Source organism: Pseudoalteromonas sp. SCSIO 43095 (assembly GCF_023650455.1).
Lineage (GTDB): Bacteria > Pseudomonadota > Gammaproteobacteria > Enterobacterales > Alteromonadaceae > Pseudoalteromonas > Pseudoalteromonas tetraodonis.
Window position 1 is genome coordinate 2,545,600 of record NZ_CP087995.1, and the last position, 13,671, is coordinate 2,559,270.

At 40.8% G+C, this 13,671-nt stretch carries 11 protein-coding genes; 2 read left to right on the top strand and 9 right to left on the bottom strand.

All coding sequences use genetic code 11. From position 1 onward, the window contains the following. The first annotated feature begins 169 nt into the window (after positions 1-169). Entirely contained in the window at positions 170-367 is a 198-nt protein-coding gene (locus tag LOC50_RS11980) for a hypothetical protein (RefSeq protein ID WP_036980276.1), read from the top strand. 45 nt (positions 368-412) lie between these two features. On the opposite strand, the gene LOC50_RS11985 is transcribed toward LOC50_RS11980, so the two are convergent. The 7 genes from LOC50_RS11985 to LOC50_RS12015 all read right to left on the bottom strand — a co-directional run bounded on the left by LOC50_RS11985 (position 413) and on the right by LOC50_RS12015 (position 8,996). Beyond that, a complete protein-coding gene (locus tag LOC50_RS11985; RefSeq protein WP_036980277.1) occupies positions 413-1,330 on the bottom strand; it encodes a hydrogen peroxide-inducible genes activator in 918 nt (305 codons plus the stop codon). A gap of 82 nt (positions 1,331-1,412) precedes the next feature. Then, positions 1,413-2,681 carry an inorganic phosphate transporter gene (locus LOC50_RS11990; protein WP_036980279.1) on the bottom strand — a complete coding sequence of 423 codons (1,269 nt, stop codon included), beginning with the start codon at positions 2,679-2,681 and terminating at the stop codon, positions 1,413-1,415. A gap of 39 nt (positions 2,682-2,720) precedes the next feature. Continuing rightward, positions 2,721-3,395, bottom strand: coding sequence for a TIGR00153 family protein (locus LOC50_RS11995; protein WP_036980283.1), 675 nt, complete (start codon positions 3,393-3,395; stop codon positions 2,721-2,723). Positions 3,396-3,503: 108 nt separating this feature from the next. Beyond that, positions 3,504-4,205, bottom strand: a complete 702-nt coding sequence (gene phoU / locus LOC50_RS12000) for a phosphate signaling complex protein PhoU (protein WP_036980285.1) — start codon at positions 4,203-4,205, stop codon at positions 3,504-3,506. Between the two features lie 44 nt (positions 4,206-4,249). Continuing rightward, positions 4,250-5,077, bottom strand: coding sequence for a phosphate ABC transporter ATP-binding protein PstB (gene pstB / locus LOC50_RS12005; protein WP_008114812.1), 828 nt, complete (start codon positions 5,075-5,077; stop codon positions 4,250-4,252). Between the two features lie 19 nt (positions 5,078-5,096). Beyond that, positions 5,097-6,746: a phosphate ABC transporter permease PstA gene (gene pstA, locus LOC50_RS12010; protein ID WP_248474220.1), complete on the bottom strand. Its 1,650-nt coding sequence runs from the start codon at positions 6,744-6,746 to the stop codon at positions 5,097-5,099. 15 nt (positions 6,747-6,761) lie between these two features. Continuing rightward, positions 6,762-8,996, bottom strand: coding sequence for an ABC transporter permease subunit (locus LOC50_RS12015; RefSeq protein ID WP_036980289.1), 2,235 nt, complete (start codon positions 8,994-8,996; stop codon positions 6,762-6,764). A 327-nt stretch (positions 8,997-9,323) separates the two neighbouring features. Between LOC50_RS12015 and LOC50_RS12020 the strand changes: the two genes are divergently transcribed. Continuing rightward, positions 9,324-9,830, top strand: a complete 507-nt coding sequence (locus LOC50_RS12020) for a glycine cleavage system transcriptional repressor (RefSeq protein ID WP_069439792.1) — start codon at positions 9,324-9,326, stop codon at positions 9,828-9,830. A gap of 117 nt (positions 9,831-9,947) precedes the next feature. On the opposite strand, the gene LOC50_RS12025 is transcribed toward LOC50_RS12020, so the two are convergent. Both LOC50_RS12025 and LOC50_RS12030 read right to left on the bottom strand, forming a co-directional pair. Further along, positions 9,948-10,403 carry a hypothetical protein gene (locus LOC50_RS12025; protein ID WP_036980291.1) on the bottom strand — a complete coding sequence of 152 codons (456 nt, stop codon included), beginning with the start codon at positions 10,401-10,403 and terminating at the stop codon, positions 9,948-9,950. 143 nt (positions 10,404-10,546) lie between these two features. Next, positions 10,547-13,663 carry an efflux RND transporter permease subunit gene (locus LOC50_RS12030; RefSeq protein WP_250653280.1) on the bottom strand — a complete coding sequence of 1,039 codons (3,117 nt, stop codon included), beginning with the start codon at positions 13,661-13,663 and terminating at the stop codon, positions 10,547-10,549. Positions 13,664-13,671 lie beyond the last annotated feature (8 nt).

Below are 13,671 nucleotides of genomic sequence, written 5' to 3' on the forward strand. Positions count from 1 at the left end.
AAGCAATTTATTACTACCCAAATTGCCCATCTAACCTATACTTTGCTTATCGGCAGCAAAATGTCATGAAAATTAAGTGATCACCTTGATTTTACATGACATCTTTATTTCTTATTATCTAGATGTCTATACTCTTAAAGATGGACATTTGGTCATAAGGAGGATGTTTATGATGCAACTAATCACGTTATTATTGTTTATACACTTTGCTATTGCGCTTCAATGTTACAAGTATGCCCAGATTAAAGGCTACCCTGTAAAAACCTTTACAGTGCTTGGACTGGTGCCTTACTTCAATGTTGTTGTGTGGGTTTACTTATTGTTTTTACCGCCGCTAGAGAGCTACCAGCACAAGCAGCCACTTTAATTCCCTGTGTTATTGAGCGTATTATCTCTAATACGCTTTTTTACGTTACTTAAAATCAACACTGCACTGCTTTTTCAAAAAGACCTCTAACTGTTGGCTAAACAATTTAAAGTCACGAATCCGCCCCGTTGTTTTGCGCCACAGTACACCAATATCACGATAGGCATTACCTTGTGATGGCGTAGCAAGCATGTTTTTGTTTTCTAAAATACCCGCGTTAATCGCCATTTGCGGTAAAAAAGTCACGCCAAGTTTGTACTCAACCATACTCAATAAAGTATGTAAGCTAGCTGCCTCAAAGGGATTTATACAGCTAGAGCGGTTTAAATGGCACGCACTGAGCGCATGCCCAGTCATACAGTGCTCTCGCTCAAGTAAAAATACACTCGCTTCTGGTAGTAAATTAAAGTCTTCAATGCCTTTAGCTGGTGTGTAGTCTTTATGGTGCACTAAGCTAAAATGATCTTGTGCAAGTACTTGAGTATGAAATTTATCGGTTTCGTAGGGCAGCGCTAATAGTGCCAAGTCAATTTGCCCATGCTCTAACTTATCAAGTAGCTTGTCGCTGGTATCCTCCACTAAAACTAACTCTAAGTCAGCAAACGTTTGCTGACAAAAGTGATAAAGAGGCGCTGCAATAAAGCTCGCAATCGTGGGAATAACACCTACCGTTAATGTGCCGCTAAGCGGCGTTAAAAAGCTTTTGGTAAGCTCTTTTAAACTAATAGTGTCGTTAATGATTTTTCTTGAACGCTCAACAACCTCTTCACCAATGGTGGTAAACATAAGGCTGCGATTTTCTCGTTCTATAAGCTGACACCCTAAGGTCTCTTCTAAATTTTGAATTGCGGTGCTCAGCGTTGACTGGCCAATAAAGCAGGCACTTGCTGCGCGGCCAAAATGTTGATGCTGATGCACAGCTAATAAATACTGTAGCTGCTTTATACTAGGGAGATTGGTCATTTTTCTTTCCACAAATAAAAAGACCCCAACACCAAGGGGCGTTGAGATCTTTTCAAGCTAAAAGTCTTTTAAGTACTTTTTATTAAACCCCAAAAGCGGTTCTTAGTACATAGAAAATAACAATAGCAAGGGCAGCACCAACTGGCAATGTAATTACCCAAGAAACTACAATATTTCTTATTACACCCATATTAAGTGCGGCAATACCACGTGCCATACCTACACCCAACACGGCACCCACTAGGGTTTGTGTGGTTGAGATAGGTAAGCCTGTGCCCGATGCAATAACAACGGTAGATGCAGCGGCTAATTCAGCAGCAAAACCACGGCTTGGTGTTAAATGTGTAATTCCTTCACCAATGGTTTTAATTACTTTTTTGCCTAAAATAGCAAGACCGGCAACAATACCTAAACCACCCAGTGGTAATATCCACCAAGCAATAGCCGCTTTCTTCGCGATTTCACCATTATTTTCAACAATGTTTACAACAGCAGCTAGTGGTCCAATTGCGTTAGCAACATCATTAGAACCATGAGCAAATGCCATACAACAGGCTGTTAGCACCATAAGTACTGCAAACACTTTTTCTACATTGTTAAACTGCATTTCTCTATCCGCTTTAGGATCGATATTTAAACGAGAAATCGCAATTTTACCAATAACAGCAACTAGTACCGCTATACCTATAGAAATAGCAAAACCTTCAAAGGTACCTAAATTAATACCTATGTGCTTTAAGCCTTTTTTAATGGTCACAAGTGCCATAATAAAGCCAGCTAAACCCATGTATATTGGTACAAAACGCTTTGCATTTTTAAGTGGAGCGTCTGTATCAAATATCAGCTTTTGCGCACTCATAAATATTAAGTACGCTATAAAACCTGATATCGCCGGCGTTACAATCCAGCTACCTACGATACCGGCAACCTTACCCCATTGAATAGCCTCTGTGCCTACTGCAACCAGAGCAAAGCCAATAATAGCGCCAATGATTGAATGAGTGGTCGATACCGGCCAGCCTAAAAACGAGGCAATTAATAACCAACTGCCCGCGGCAAATAATGAGGCGATCATACCTAAAATCATCAATTCAGGAATGTCGGCAAATGGGGCCGCATCAATAATCCCTTTACGAATTGTTGATGTTACTTCACCACCGGCTAAATAAGCACCTGCAAACTCAAAAATCATCGCGATAAAAATCGCTTGTTTAATGGTAAGTGCTTTTGAACCTACTGATGTACCCATCGCGTTGGCAACGTCATTTGCGCCAATACCATAAGCCATAAAAAAGCCGACTGCTGCGGCAATTAGAATTAATACCGTGCCGTAAGATGCAATGATATCCATTGTGTAACCTTAATCTTTCGTGTTTGAACTGATTTTAAATTAACGAGCTAACATCAGCTCAAGACGTGACCCTACGCGCTCTGCAATATCTGCAAGCTCGCCAACCCATTCAATGATTTTGTATAAAAACATTACATCTACTGGATTTAGCTCACTTTCTACTTTACGTAGTTGGCGGCGTATTCTAATTTGCATTTCATCCGTGTCTTGTTCTATGGCATCCAATTCTACGAGCATTTTTTCAACCAGAGTAACTTCTCTGCCTTTAAAGCCCGTTTCTAACAATTCTTCTAATTCATTAATCGCTTTAGATGCTTGTTTTGTTGCATCAACACAACGAGTTACATACGCCAAAAAGTCTTCTTGAATCTCTTGTGGTATGATCATCTCACGACCAATTACACGCCCAGCAATGTCTTTTGCCTTATTAGCAATTTTGTCTTGTTGGGTTACTAATTCGAGAAGGTCTGTACGCTCTACCGGCATGAATAATCCGCCAGGTAGTTGTAAGCGTATAGTTCTTTTCATTTCATCGGCTTCACGCTCTAAATTACGAATAGTTAAACGTAGCTCTTCAGCTTGTTGCCATTCTTCTTTAAAAACATGATTAAAAAAAGGTACCAAACTTTCGCTTGCTTGATGCGCTTTTCTGATGTGTTCTTCTATTGGTTTTATAGGTGATTTTGCAAAAACACCTAAAAAATTTGTTGGCATAACTGACCCTTTAATCAATTCAATATGCTGTTCAGCGTGAATTTTACAGCATTAAGCTAGATTGTGAACGCTTTTTCTCATTCAATTATTTTCTAGTTATTCGTATCACTACAGTGATTTTTCAATATCGTCTTGAGATGTATGACGAATATCTTTACCGTTTACAAAATAAATGACGTATTCAGCGATGTTTTGACAACGATCACCAATACGCTCTAATGAGCGAACAGACCATACTAAATCCATAATTTTTGGAATTGAGCGCGGATCTTCCATCATGTACGTCATTATTTGACGGGTGATAGCTTCATACTCTCTATCTACTTTAGCATCCTCTTTATGCACTTCAAACGCACGTTGCACATCCATACGTGCAAATGCATCTAAAACGTCATGCAGCATTTTAGATACTTGGCGACCCATATTTTCAATATTTACTAATAAATCTTGTTGATCCTTAGTAAATGAGTCTAGTGCAACTTTAGCAATTCGCTTAGCTTCATCACCAATTCTTTCTAAATCAGCAATGGTTTTTGCTATTGCAATTACTAAACGTAAATCACTGGCTGCCGGTTGGCGCTTAGCAATAATACGTGTGCAATCTTCATCAATACTGACTTCCATTGCATTAACTTTGTAGTCGTTTTCACGTACTTTTTGTGCCAATACCGCATCGTTTTTGCTAACTGCATCAAGTGCGCTATTAAGTTGTTGCTCAACCAACCCACCCATACTTAGTACATGGTTTCGCACATCTTCTAACTCTTGGTTAAAACGACCAGAAATATGTTTATTAATGTTGTGTTCCATAATGACCTTCTTTAATAATTCATTGTTTTAGCGTTTTAACCCGACTAGCCGTAGCGTCCGGTAATATAATCTTCAGTTTTTTTCTTCGTTGGTGTGGTAAATAAGGTATTGGTATCTGAATACTCAATGAGCTCACCCATATACATAAACGCGGTTTGATCAGATACCCGCGCTGCTTGTTGCATGTTATGAGTAACAATAACCACAGTAAATTTATTCTTTAAATCATTAATTAGTTCTTCAATCACTAAAGTTGAAATTGGGTCGAGTGCTGATGTTGGTTCATCAAGCAATAATACTTCTGGCTCTATCGCAATTGAGCGAGCAATAACTAAACGCTGCTGCTGACCGCCCGATAAACCAAATGCACTATCGTGAAGTCTGTCTTTTACTTCATCCCATAATGCCGCACCACGCAATGATTGTTCGACCACTTCATCAAGCTTACGCTTTTCTTTGATCCCTTGCAGGCGAAGACCGTAAACCACATTCTCGTAGATTGATTTAGGAAACGGGTTTGGGCGCTGAAACACCATGCCAACATTACGACGAAGCGCAGCAACATCTACGCTTTTGTCGTAAATATTTTGCCCGTGCAGCATTATTTCGCCTTCTATGCGACAAATATCAACCAAGTCATTCATACGGTTAATACAACGCAGCAAAGTTGACTTACCACAACCCGACGGACCGATAAATGCCGTTACTTGGCCTTTCGGAATGTTCATATTTACTTTACTCAGTGCTTGTTTATCACCGTAGTAAAGGTCGAGATCTTTAATTTCTAGCGCTTTTTGTTCGTCTGTTAAATTATTTAAATCTAACTTCAAGCTTGGCTTTGCTTGGTTTACTTTTGGAGCGACTGTAATCATGTTTGTTACCTATACTAAATTAATGCTCAAGCGATCTGAATTTTTCACGTAAATGGTTGCGTATACCAATGGCGGTGATGTTAAGGGTAATAATAACCGACACTAACAAAAAGGCCGTTGCATATACCAGCGGACGCGCCGCTTCAACGTTAGGGCTTTGAAAGCCAACATCGTAAATATGAAAACCTAAGTGCATGAACTTTCTATCTAAGTGTATGTAAGGGAAGTTACCATCAAGCGGCAACGTTGGTGCCATTTTTACTACACCCACCAGCATAAGCGGTGCAACTTCACCCGCAGCACGAGCAACCGCTAAAATTAACCCCGTCATAATAGCAGGACTGGCCATAGGAATAATGATTCGCCATAACGTTTCTACCTTAGTCGCGCCCAGTGCTAATGAACCATCACGTACTGTGCTTGGAATACGAGATAAACCTTCCTCGGTTGACACAATTACCACAGGCAGAGTTAATATAGCCAAGGTGAGTGCCGACCACATCACACCGGGTGTACCAAATACAGGCGTAGGCGATGACTCTGGGTAAAATAGTTGGTCAACACTGCCACCTACCATATACACAAAGAAACCTAGACCGAATACACCATATACAATTGACGGAACACCCGCTAGGTTAATAACCGCAATACGGATCATTTTAGTAATTGCGTTTTTAGCTGCATATTCATGCAAATAAATGGCGGCAACCACACCAAATGGCGTCACAATCACAGCCATTAACATCACCATGAATACCGTACCAAAGATAGCAGGAAATACACCGCCTTCGGTATTCGCTTCTCGTGGGTCATCTGAAACAAACTTGCCTAACTGCACAAAGTAATGGCCTAGTTTAGCAAAAAAGCCCATGTCGTTTGGAAACCATACATCCAACACTTGATAAAGCGGGATAGTAACAATCTCACCACGCATATCTTTCACAGTTACTTGGTCACGCTTAGCTTGGTTACGCAGTGCAAATAACTCTTTTTCAAGCTCACCATATTGCGCACGTAAATCAGCACGGGCTTGAGCAAGTTCAGCTACGCGCTCATCAGTTAGCTCGTTATCAAGCAAATAGGCTTTTTCCTGTAAACGTAAACGCTCTAACTCGTAGTTTATATGACCAATATCACCATTTTGTAAATTCAGTGCTTCGTCATTCAAGTCAACCGCACGCTCTACAAGATCATGTAATGTTTCAACTTTATCTGTAGTTATTGTTTCACCGTCTTTAATTACTGATTCTACATAACCGTAAAAGTTACCGTTTTTGCTACGCTCAAATACCGCGAGTGCTTTTGGTGCTGAGCTTTGTGTAATATCAGTTTCAAGTATCCAGCGAAAGTCTAAATCTACATACTCACGGTTACCGGTTTTAATTAGTAAACGCTCAACCTCGTCTTTTTCAAATTTAGAAACATCAATACCGGTTGCCGCTAAACGCGACTTAGGTACTAATTCACGGTCGTAAATTTCACCAATAACGGTTTGTTTAGTAATCGAGCCTTCAAGCTCATATTGCATAACTTGAGATGGCCAAAAAAAGCTTAATCCCTTCCATGCAATCATGGCGAGTAAACCAATTACTGAAATTAAACTGATGCTGACGGCACCACCGGTCATCCAAATCCAAGGAGAACCAGACCTAAACCACTGCTTTACCATGTCGTGTTTCTCCACTTACATTGAGCTATATTTTTCACGCAGCTGCTGACGAACAAATTCAGCAACGGTGTTGAAAATAAAGGTAAATATGAATAATACAAAGGCGGCTAAGAATAGAATTCGATAATGCGAGCTCCCCACTTCCGACTCCGGCATTTCGACGGCAATATTAGCGGCTAAGGTACGCATACCTTGGAAAATACTCCAATCCATAATCGGCGTATTACCGGTTGCCATCAGTACAATCATGGTTTCGCCTACGGCGCGACCTAACCCCATCATGACCGCAGAGAAAATACCTGGGCTAGCCGTTAGTAACACCACGCGAATTAGCGTTTGCCACTGCGTTGCACCTAATGCTAACGAGCCATTCGATAAATGCTTAGGAACGCTGAATACCGCATCTTCCGCAATTGAGAAGATAGTAGGAATAACCGCAAAGCCCATCGCAATACCCACTACTAATGAATTACGCTGATCGAAGGTCATGCCTAATTCATTTGTTAGGTATTGACGCACATTGCCATCAAACATCCACAGTTCAATACTTTCGCTCATCGCAAATGACAACCAACCAATAAATAACACCACAGGAATTAATAAAATTGAATGTGAGCCTTCAGGAATTTTATGGCGAATAGCTGCAGGTAATTTAGTCCAACCTAAAGCGGTTGCTAAAATACCTAATGGTAGTAATACGAGTAAGCCAACAATAGCCGGCAGGTGCTCTTCAATTAAAGGCGCTAACCACAAGCCAGCTAAAAAGCCGAGTATTACCGTTGGCAGAGCTTCCATTATTTCAACGGTCGGCTTAACTACGCGACGTAATTCGCTCGACATAAAATAAGCGGTGTAAATAGCGGCTGAAATAGCAATAGGCACAGCAAATAACATTGCATACATAGCAGCCTTTAAAGTACCAAATGAAATTGGTACCAGTGAGAACTTAGATTCAAAATCATCACTTGCAGACGTTGATTGCCAAATATAACCCGGCTCAGGGTAACCCTCGTACCATACTTCTTGCCAAAGCGCTGACCACGTTACTTCTGGGTGTTCGTTATGAATTTCTAATACCGTTAGCTTGTTATCAGCCAAAATCAGCGCGACATTTGAACGCGGAGCAATAGCAAACTGTTCAATTGCACCTTCACTGACTTTACCTTGCCACAACTTTGCTTCACTGGTTGTGTAATAAACACCTAGCTCACCATTTTGACCGGTTGTGAAAAAGGTGCGACGGTAAAACTCAGTAAAAATATTTAACTTACTTTGCTTGGTGGTTTCAAACGAACGAATTTTTTGAAACTCGCGACCTGAGTCAGTGTTTACTTCAAACCATTGCGATATTTCACCATTATCATTGGCCAGCATGAGTGAGTTTGCGCCAGCTAATAATTGTGATGACACGATATTAGCGTTTTCTTCGTTAGCAGATAATAATTGGATTTGCTCTACTTCACTTGGGTAGCGAGTATCGAATACGTAAATTTGATTAGCAGAGCGAACAAATGTGCGGGTGGTATCCGGCGACATTAATAACTCATCTACGCGACCATCAATGTTCAATTCGGTACGTTCAACTTGCCATTCGACTTCACCGGTAAACATATTTTCTTCGGCTACAAAGCTGCTAAATACCACACGTTTATCGGCGGTAAGTGCCACAACGGCTGTTTTGTCCTCATAATGACTAAAGGCAAAACGCTTAATAGCAGCACCTTGCTCATCAACTTCGAGTGCCATCTCACCCGGTGGATAACCTAAACGCGGAGTTAGCTTACGTTCATTATTAGGAAAGGTGACTAAAAACTTAGGCGCTACAATTATCACTGTGCCATTTTCTAAGCCATACGCATAATGACCTTGAAAAGGGGCACTATTTGCAAAGCTGGTTACCTTCGCAGGTAAAGTGGCATTAAGTGTTTTTAGTTTTTTACCAAAGTTTGCTTTATCAACACTATAGAAGTTAACTTGACCTTGATTATCAAGTAAGTAAGCAACCTCAGTTTGTTCTTCAACACCAAGCCCAACTATTTGCTCAGCATTAGCAACATTAAAGCTAGCGCGCTTTTCAACTTTAGCTGACTCAAAAATAGGCTGCACTACATAAAGAAGGTAAAAAAAGATCAATAGCAGTGCTATCAATACCATTATACCGCCTGCGGTTATGCCAAACTTAGCAAACCGGTCTTTAAATAGACGGCTTCGATCCGTATTAAAAGTCGGTTTATTCGGATTTGAAGTCATCAAAACACCCTTATATCTTAACGTTGGGCGCATTATATTTCATCAAAGTGACAGTAATGTTACAGTCGTAATAATTCTTTACTGGAACCACGAAATAATATTAACGTATTGTTTTATTAAATAATTGTATTTATTTATGTGTTATTAATAAACTAAATCAATTATTAATTGGACAAACTATTTATCCAAGACAATACTCAATGGGCATCTAATATAACAATCCTTTTGTGGTTAGCTTTTACATACATTAAGAATCACATACATTAGATCGCATCACTTAATGCCTATGCATTTATTTTTTCATTTGGGCTTAAAAAGAGAACTATTATGAAGCAGTTGGTAATAAGCATTATAGGGGAAGATCGCCCCGGTTTAGTAGAAAGTATTTCATCGGTTATATTGGAAAACCACGGTAATTGGTTAAGCAGTAATTTAAGTCATTTGCTTGGCCACTTTGCTGGCATTATACAAGTTGAGGTGGCTGAAGAGCATTTACAGGCATTTCAAGATGCGCTTAATGGACTTCCTAAATTAGATGTCCGTATTGAAAAAGGCAACACCGAAATTGAGCCTGTTGAACTCGAGCAGCTTAATTTTGTGATCACCGGGAACGATCGTCCCGGTATTGTCCAAGAGTTGGCAAATGTTATTCGTCATAAAGGCGCTAATATTACGAACTTAAACTCAAGGCAGCAAAGTGCGCCAAACTGGGGGGTGCCAATTTTTAGTGCCGTTGCCACCGTTAGCCTACCTAATGGGCTTAACAAAGACGAAGTAATTAACGCTCTTGAGTCAATTACGAGTGACTTAATGGTTGATGTTGAACAAAGTTAAATGTGCTCTATTATTTTCAATACAAAAAGGCGCTAATTACAGCCGCCTTTTTTTATATTTGCTTTTTATATCAATTATACAATCGCGGTATTAATCAGCGACAAATAACACATAGTGCTACATGTCGGCGTGGCGGTTAATACTTTGTATCATTTGCTTTAATCCTTGCTCTTCAAGTTGCAACAGCTCACTTAGTTTTTCTTGAGCCTCAGGTGATTGTGCTTTATCAGCCAAATAACTATATGCGTTCAATACTTTTTGATGCTGCTTTGATAAATATTCTTGAATTACTTGCTCATCTAACTGGTTACTGCGATCTAAATCAGTAAAGTTAATGATTTCTGAGTGCCCTGAAAAATATTCATAACAATACGTATCTAAAGTGTTTATTTGCGTGATGGCTTTAAAGCCAATTAAATCCTCAGCGAGCTTTTTTTCATACTCTACACAATAATCAATTAGCTGTTTGTTATGTTCCCCGAGTAAATCCCTTACACTAAAAAAATTAGCGGCCATTTGTGTGTGAAACTGGACGGTCCAATCGAACACTTCTTGGATTGTTTTAACTTGCATGTGCGTTCCTTACTATTTAACCCTAATGATTAAATAGATGCGTGAATCATGCCAATAAAAAATATAATAAAATCAGTGGCTAGACTAAGTTTGGGTAACTTGCACTGATTTTTTCAGTACAAGTTACACAACCAGTGTAAAAATTATAGATTTCGCTTTCGCCATAATAAATACACCGCGGGTAACACCAGCAATGTTAAAACAATGGCGCTAAACATACCGCCAACCATGGGGGCGGCTATTCGACTCATTACTTCACTGCCCGTGCCTGTGCCATATAACACCGGTAACAGACCAATCACTATGGTTGCTACCGTCATCATTACAGGGCGAACGCGCAAACCGGCGCCTTCTAATATGGCATGCTTAAGCTGCTCAATACTCATGCTTTTTCCTAATTGAGAGGCGGCCTCTACCTGCGCTTTATACGCTTGGTTTAAATACACCAACATAATAACGCCTATTTCTACGGCCACCCCAGCAAGGGCAATAAAGCCGACCCCCACAGCAACAGAGAAGTTAAAGCCTTCTAAATACATGAGCCAGATACCGCCTATCATCGCCAGGGGTAATGTCGCCATAATAATAAATACTTCAGTGAAGCTTCTAAAATTCAGGTAAAGCAGTACCACAATAATGGCTAATGTTAACGGCAACACATAACTCAGTTTCGCCTTAGCGCGCTCCATATATTCGTATTGCCCTGCCCAAGTTATAGAATACCCTGCGGGTAAAATTAGCTGCTCGTTTAGTAACTGCTGAGCACTTTCTACATAGCTGCCAATGTCAGTATCTTTAATATCAATAAAGCTCCAGCCATTTAAACGGGCATTTTCACTTTTTATGCCAGGAGGGCCATCGCTAATGTATACATCAGCCACGTCGGCAAGTGCAATACGTTGCCCAGCAGGGGTTACAATAGGCAGTAGCATTAACTCCTCTGGCGAATCACGATACGCTTGCGGATACCGAATATTAACTGGGTATCGCTCTTGACCCTCAACCGTTTCAGTCACGTTCATTCCCCCAATGGCGGTTGCGACCACTTGCTGCACATCTGCAATATTTAAACTATAACGCGCTGCTTTTTCGCGGTTAATATCGACCTTAATATAACGCCCACCCGCTACTCGCTCTGAGTAAACCGACGCCGTACCGGGAAAGTCTTTAAGCAGTGCCTCTATTTGTTGACCTATTTTTTGAATTTCATTCAAATTAGGCCCTGCGACTTTTATACCCACTGGGGTTTTAATCCCTGTAGCCAGCATATCTATTCGCGTTTTAATAGGCATTACCCAAGCGTTTGTGAGTCCTGGGAACTTTACTAAAGCATCCAGCTCTTGTTTGAGCTTTTCGGTGGTCATGCCCTCGCGCCATTGATCTTTAGGCTTAAACTGTATAAAGGTTTCAATCATGGTCAGTGGTGCCGGATCGGTTGCCGTTTCCGCTCGTCCAATTTTACCAAATACGGTTTTTACCTCGGGCACAGTGGCAATCAGCTTATCGGATTGCTGTAATAGCTCGCGCGCTTTACCAATAGAAATCCCAGGGTAAGTGGTTGGCATATACATTAAACCCCCCTCATCAAGAGGTGGAATAAACTCACTGCCTATTTTATTTACCGGATAAAGGCCCACTAAAGTAATAATCAGTGCCACCAACAAGGTGCTTTTTGGGAACTTTAACACCATATTTAACAGTGGCTTATAACTATTTACCAGTAAACGGTTTACCGGATTTTTATTTTCAGATATCACCTTACCGCGAATAAAGTACCCCATCAGTACGGGTACTAAGGTAATTGCTAAGCCGGCAGAAGCCGCCATTGCATAGGTTTTTGTGTACGCTAATGGCGCAAACATTCGCCCTTCTTGAGCTTCTAAAATAAACACCGGCATAAAGCTAACTGTAATGATTAATAAGCTAAAAAATAATGCAGGCCCTACTTCACTGGCAGAATCAATCACCACTTGCCAGCGGTTTTTATTTGTTAGCGGCTTTTTCTCCATGTGTTTGTGCATGTTTTCAATCATCACAATCGCACCATCTGTCATGGCACCTATCGCTATAGCAATCCCGCCTAATGACATGATATTGGCATTAATCCCTTGCCAATACATGATAATAAAGGCGGTGAGTATGCCTAAAGGCAAGGTAATAATAGCCACCAACGATGAGCGTACATGGAATAAAAACACCACGCACACTAATGCCACTACAATCAGCTCTTCCATCAGTTTAGAGGTAAGGTTATCAACAGCGTCTTTTATTAAATGAGAGCGATCGTACACAGGTACAATTTCAACCCCCTCAGGCAGGCCTTTTTTAAGTGACTCCAATTTAGCTTTGACGAGCTCTATGGTTTTTTGCGCGTTTTCACCAAAGCGCATCACTACTACGCCACCAGCCACCTCGCCTTCGCCGTTAAGCTCGGCAACACCACGGCGCATTTGAGGACCTAAACGCACATTAGCAACATCACGTAACTGTAGTGCAGTACCGTTAGCGTTTATACCTAAAGGAATAGCTTCTAAATCAGCCACACTTTTTACATAGCCAGTGCTGGTAACCATGTATTCGGCCTCTGCCATTTCAACAACTGATGCCCCCATTTCTTGGTTGCCTTGCTTAATGGCAGTTTGAATAAGGCTTAGCGGAATACCATAGGCACGTAACTTATCGGGCTGTACGTTAACTTGGTATTGTTTCACCATGCCACCTACCGATGCTACTTCGGATACACCGGGCACAGTTTGCAGTTCAAACTTTAAAAACCAATCTTGTAAACTGCGTAGCTGACTAATATCGTGCTTACCTGTGGTATCAGTGAGTGCATATAAATACACCCAACCAACTCCTGTGGCATCGGGGCCTAGCTCTGCAATTGCCGTATTAGGTAAACGCGCAGATACTTGACTTAAATATTCTTGAACACGACTTCGTGCCCAGTATAAATCGGTGTCTTCGTCAAAAATAACGTACACATAGGAGTCACCAAAAAACGAAAAACCGCGTACTGTTTGCGCCCCTGGTACCGATAACATCGCCGTGGTTATAGGAAATGTAACCTGATCTTGCACTACTTGCGGCGCTTGCCCAGGGTAAGATGTTTTAACAATAACCTGTACATCAGATAAATCGGGTAAGGCATCTACTGGGGTGTTTTTTACAGCATACAAGCCGCCACCAATCAATATAGCGGTCAGTAACAGTACAAAAAAACGATTTACAACAGACCAGCGAATAATTGCTGTAATCATAACCACTC

What these genes read in the sequence shown, in the direction of transcription:
- LOC50_RS11980 (WP_036980276.1), top strand. Translation starts at nt 170, where the DNA reads ATGATGCAACTAATCACGTTATTATTGTTTATACACTTTGCTATTGCG.
- LOC50_RS11985 (WP_036980277.1), bottom strand. Translation starts at nt 1,330, where the DNA reads ATGACCAATCTCCCTAGTATAAAGCAGCTACAGTATTTATTAGCTGTG.
- LOC50_RS11990 (WP_036980279.1), bottom strand. Translation starts at nt 2,681, where the DNA reads ATGGATATCATTGCATCTTACGGCACGGTATTAATTCTAATTGCCGCA.
- LOC50_RS11995 (WP_036980283.1), bottom strand. Translation starts at nt 3,395, where the DNA reads ATGCCAACAAATTTTTTAGGTGTTTTTGCAAAATCACCTATAAAACCA.
- phoU (WP_036980285.1), bottom strand. Translation starts at nt 4,205, where the DNA reads ATGGAACACAACATTAATAAACATATTTCTGGTCGTTTTAACCAAGAG.
- pstB (WP_008114812.1), bottom strand. Translation starts at nt 5,077, where the DNA reads ATGATTACAGTCGCTCCAAAAGTAAACCAAGCAAAGCCAAGCTTGAAG.
- pstA (WP_248474220.1), bottom strand. Translation starts at nt 6,746, where the DNA reads ATGGTAAAGCAGTGGTTTAGGTCTGGTTCTCCTTGGATTTGGATGACC.
- LOC50_RS12015 (WP_036980289.1), bottom strand. Translation starts at nt 8,996, where the DNA reads ATGACTTCAAATCCGAATAAACCGACTTTTAATACGGATCGAAGCCGT.
- LOC50_RS12020 (WP_069439792.1), top strand. Translation starts at nt 9,324, where the DNA reads ATGAAGCAGTTGGTAATAAGCATTATAGGGGAAGATCGCCCCGGTTTA.
- LOC50_RS12025 (WP_036980291.1), bottom strand. Translation starts at nt 10,403, where the DNA reads ATGCAAGTTAAAACAATCCAAGAAGTGTTCGATTGGACCGTCCAGTTT.
- LOC50_RS12030 (WP_250653280.1), bottom strand. Translation starts at nt 13,663, where the DNA reads ATGATTACAGCAATTATTCGCTGGTCTGTTGTAAATCGTTTTTTTGTA.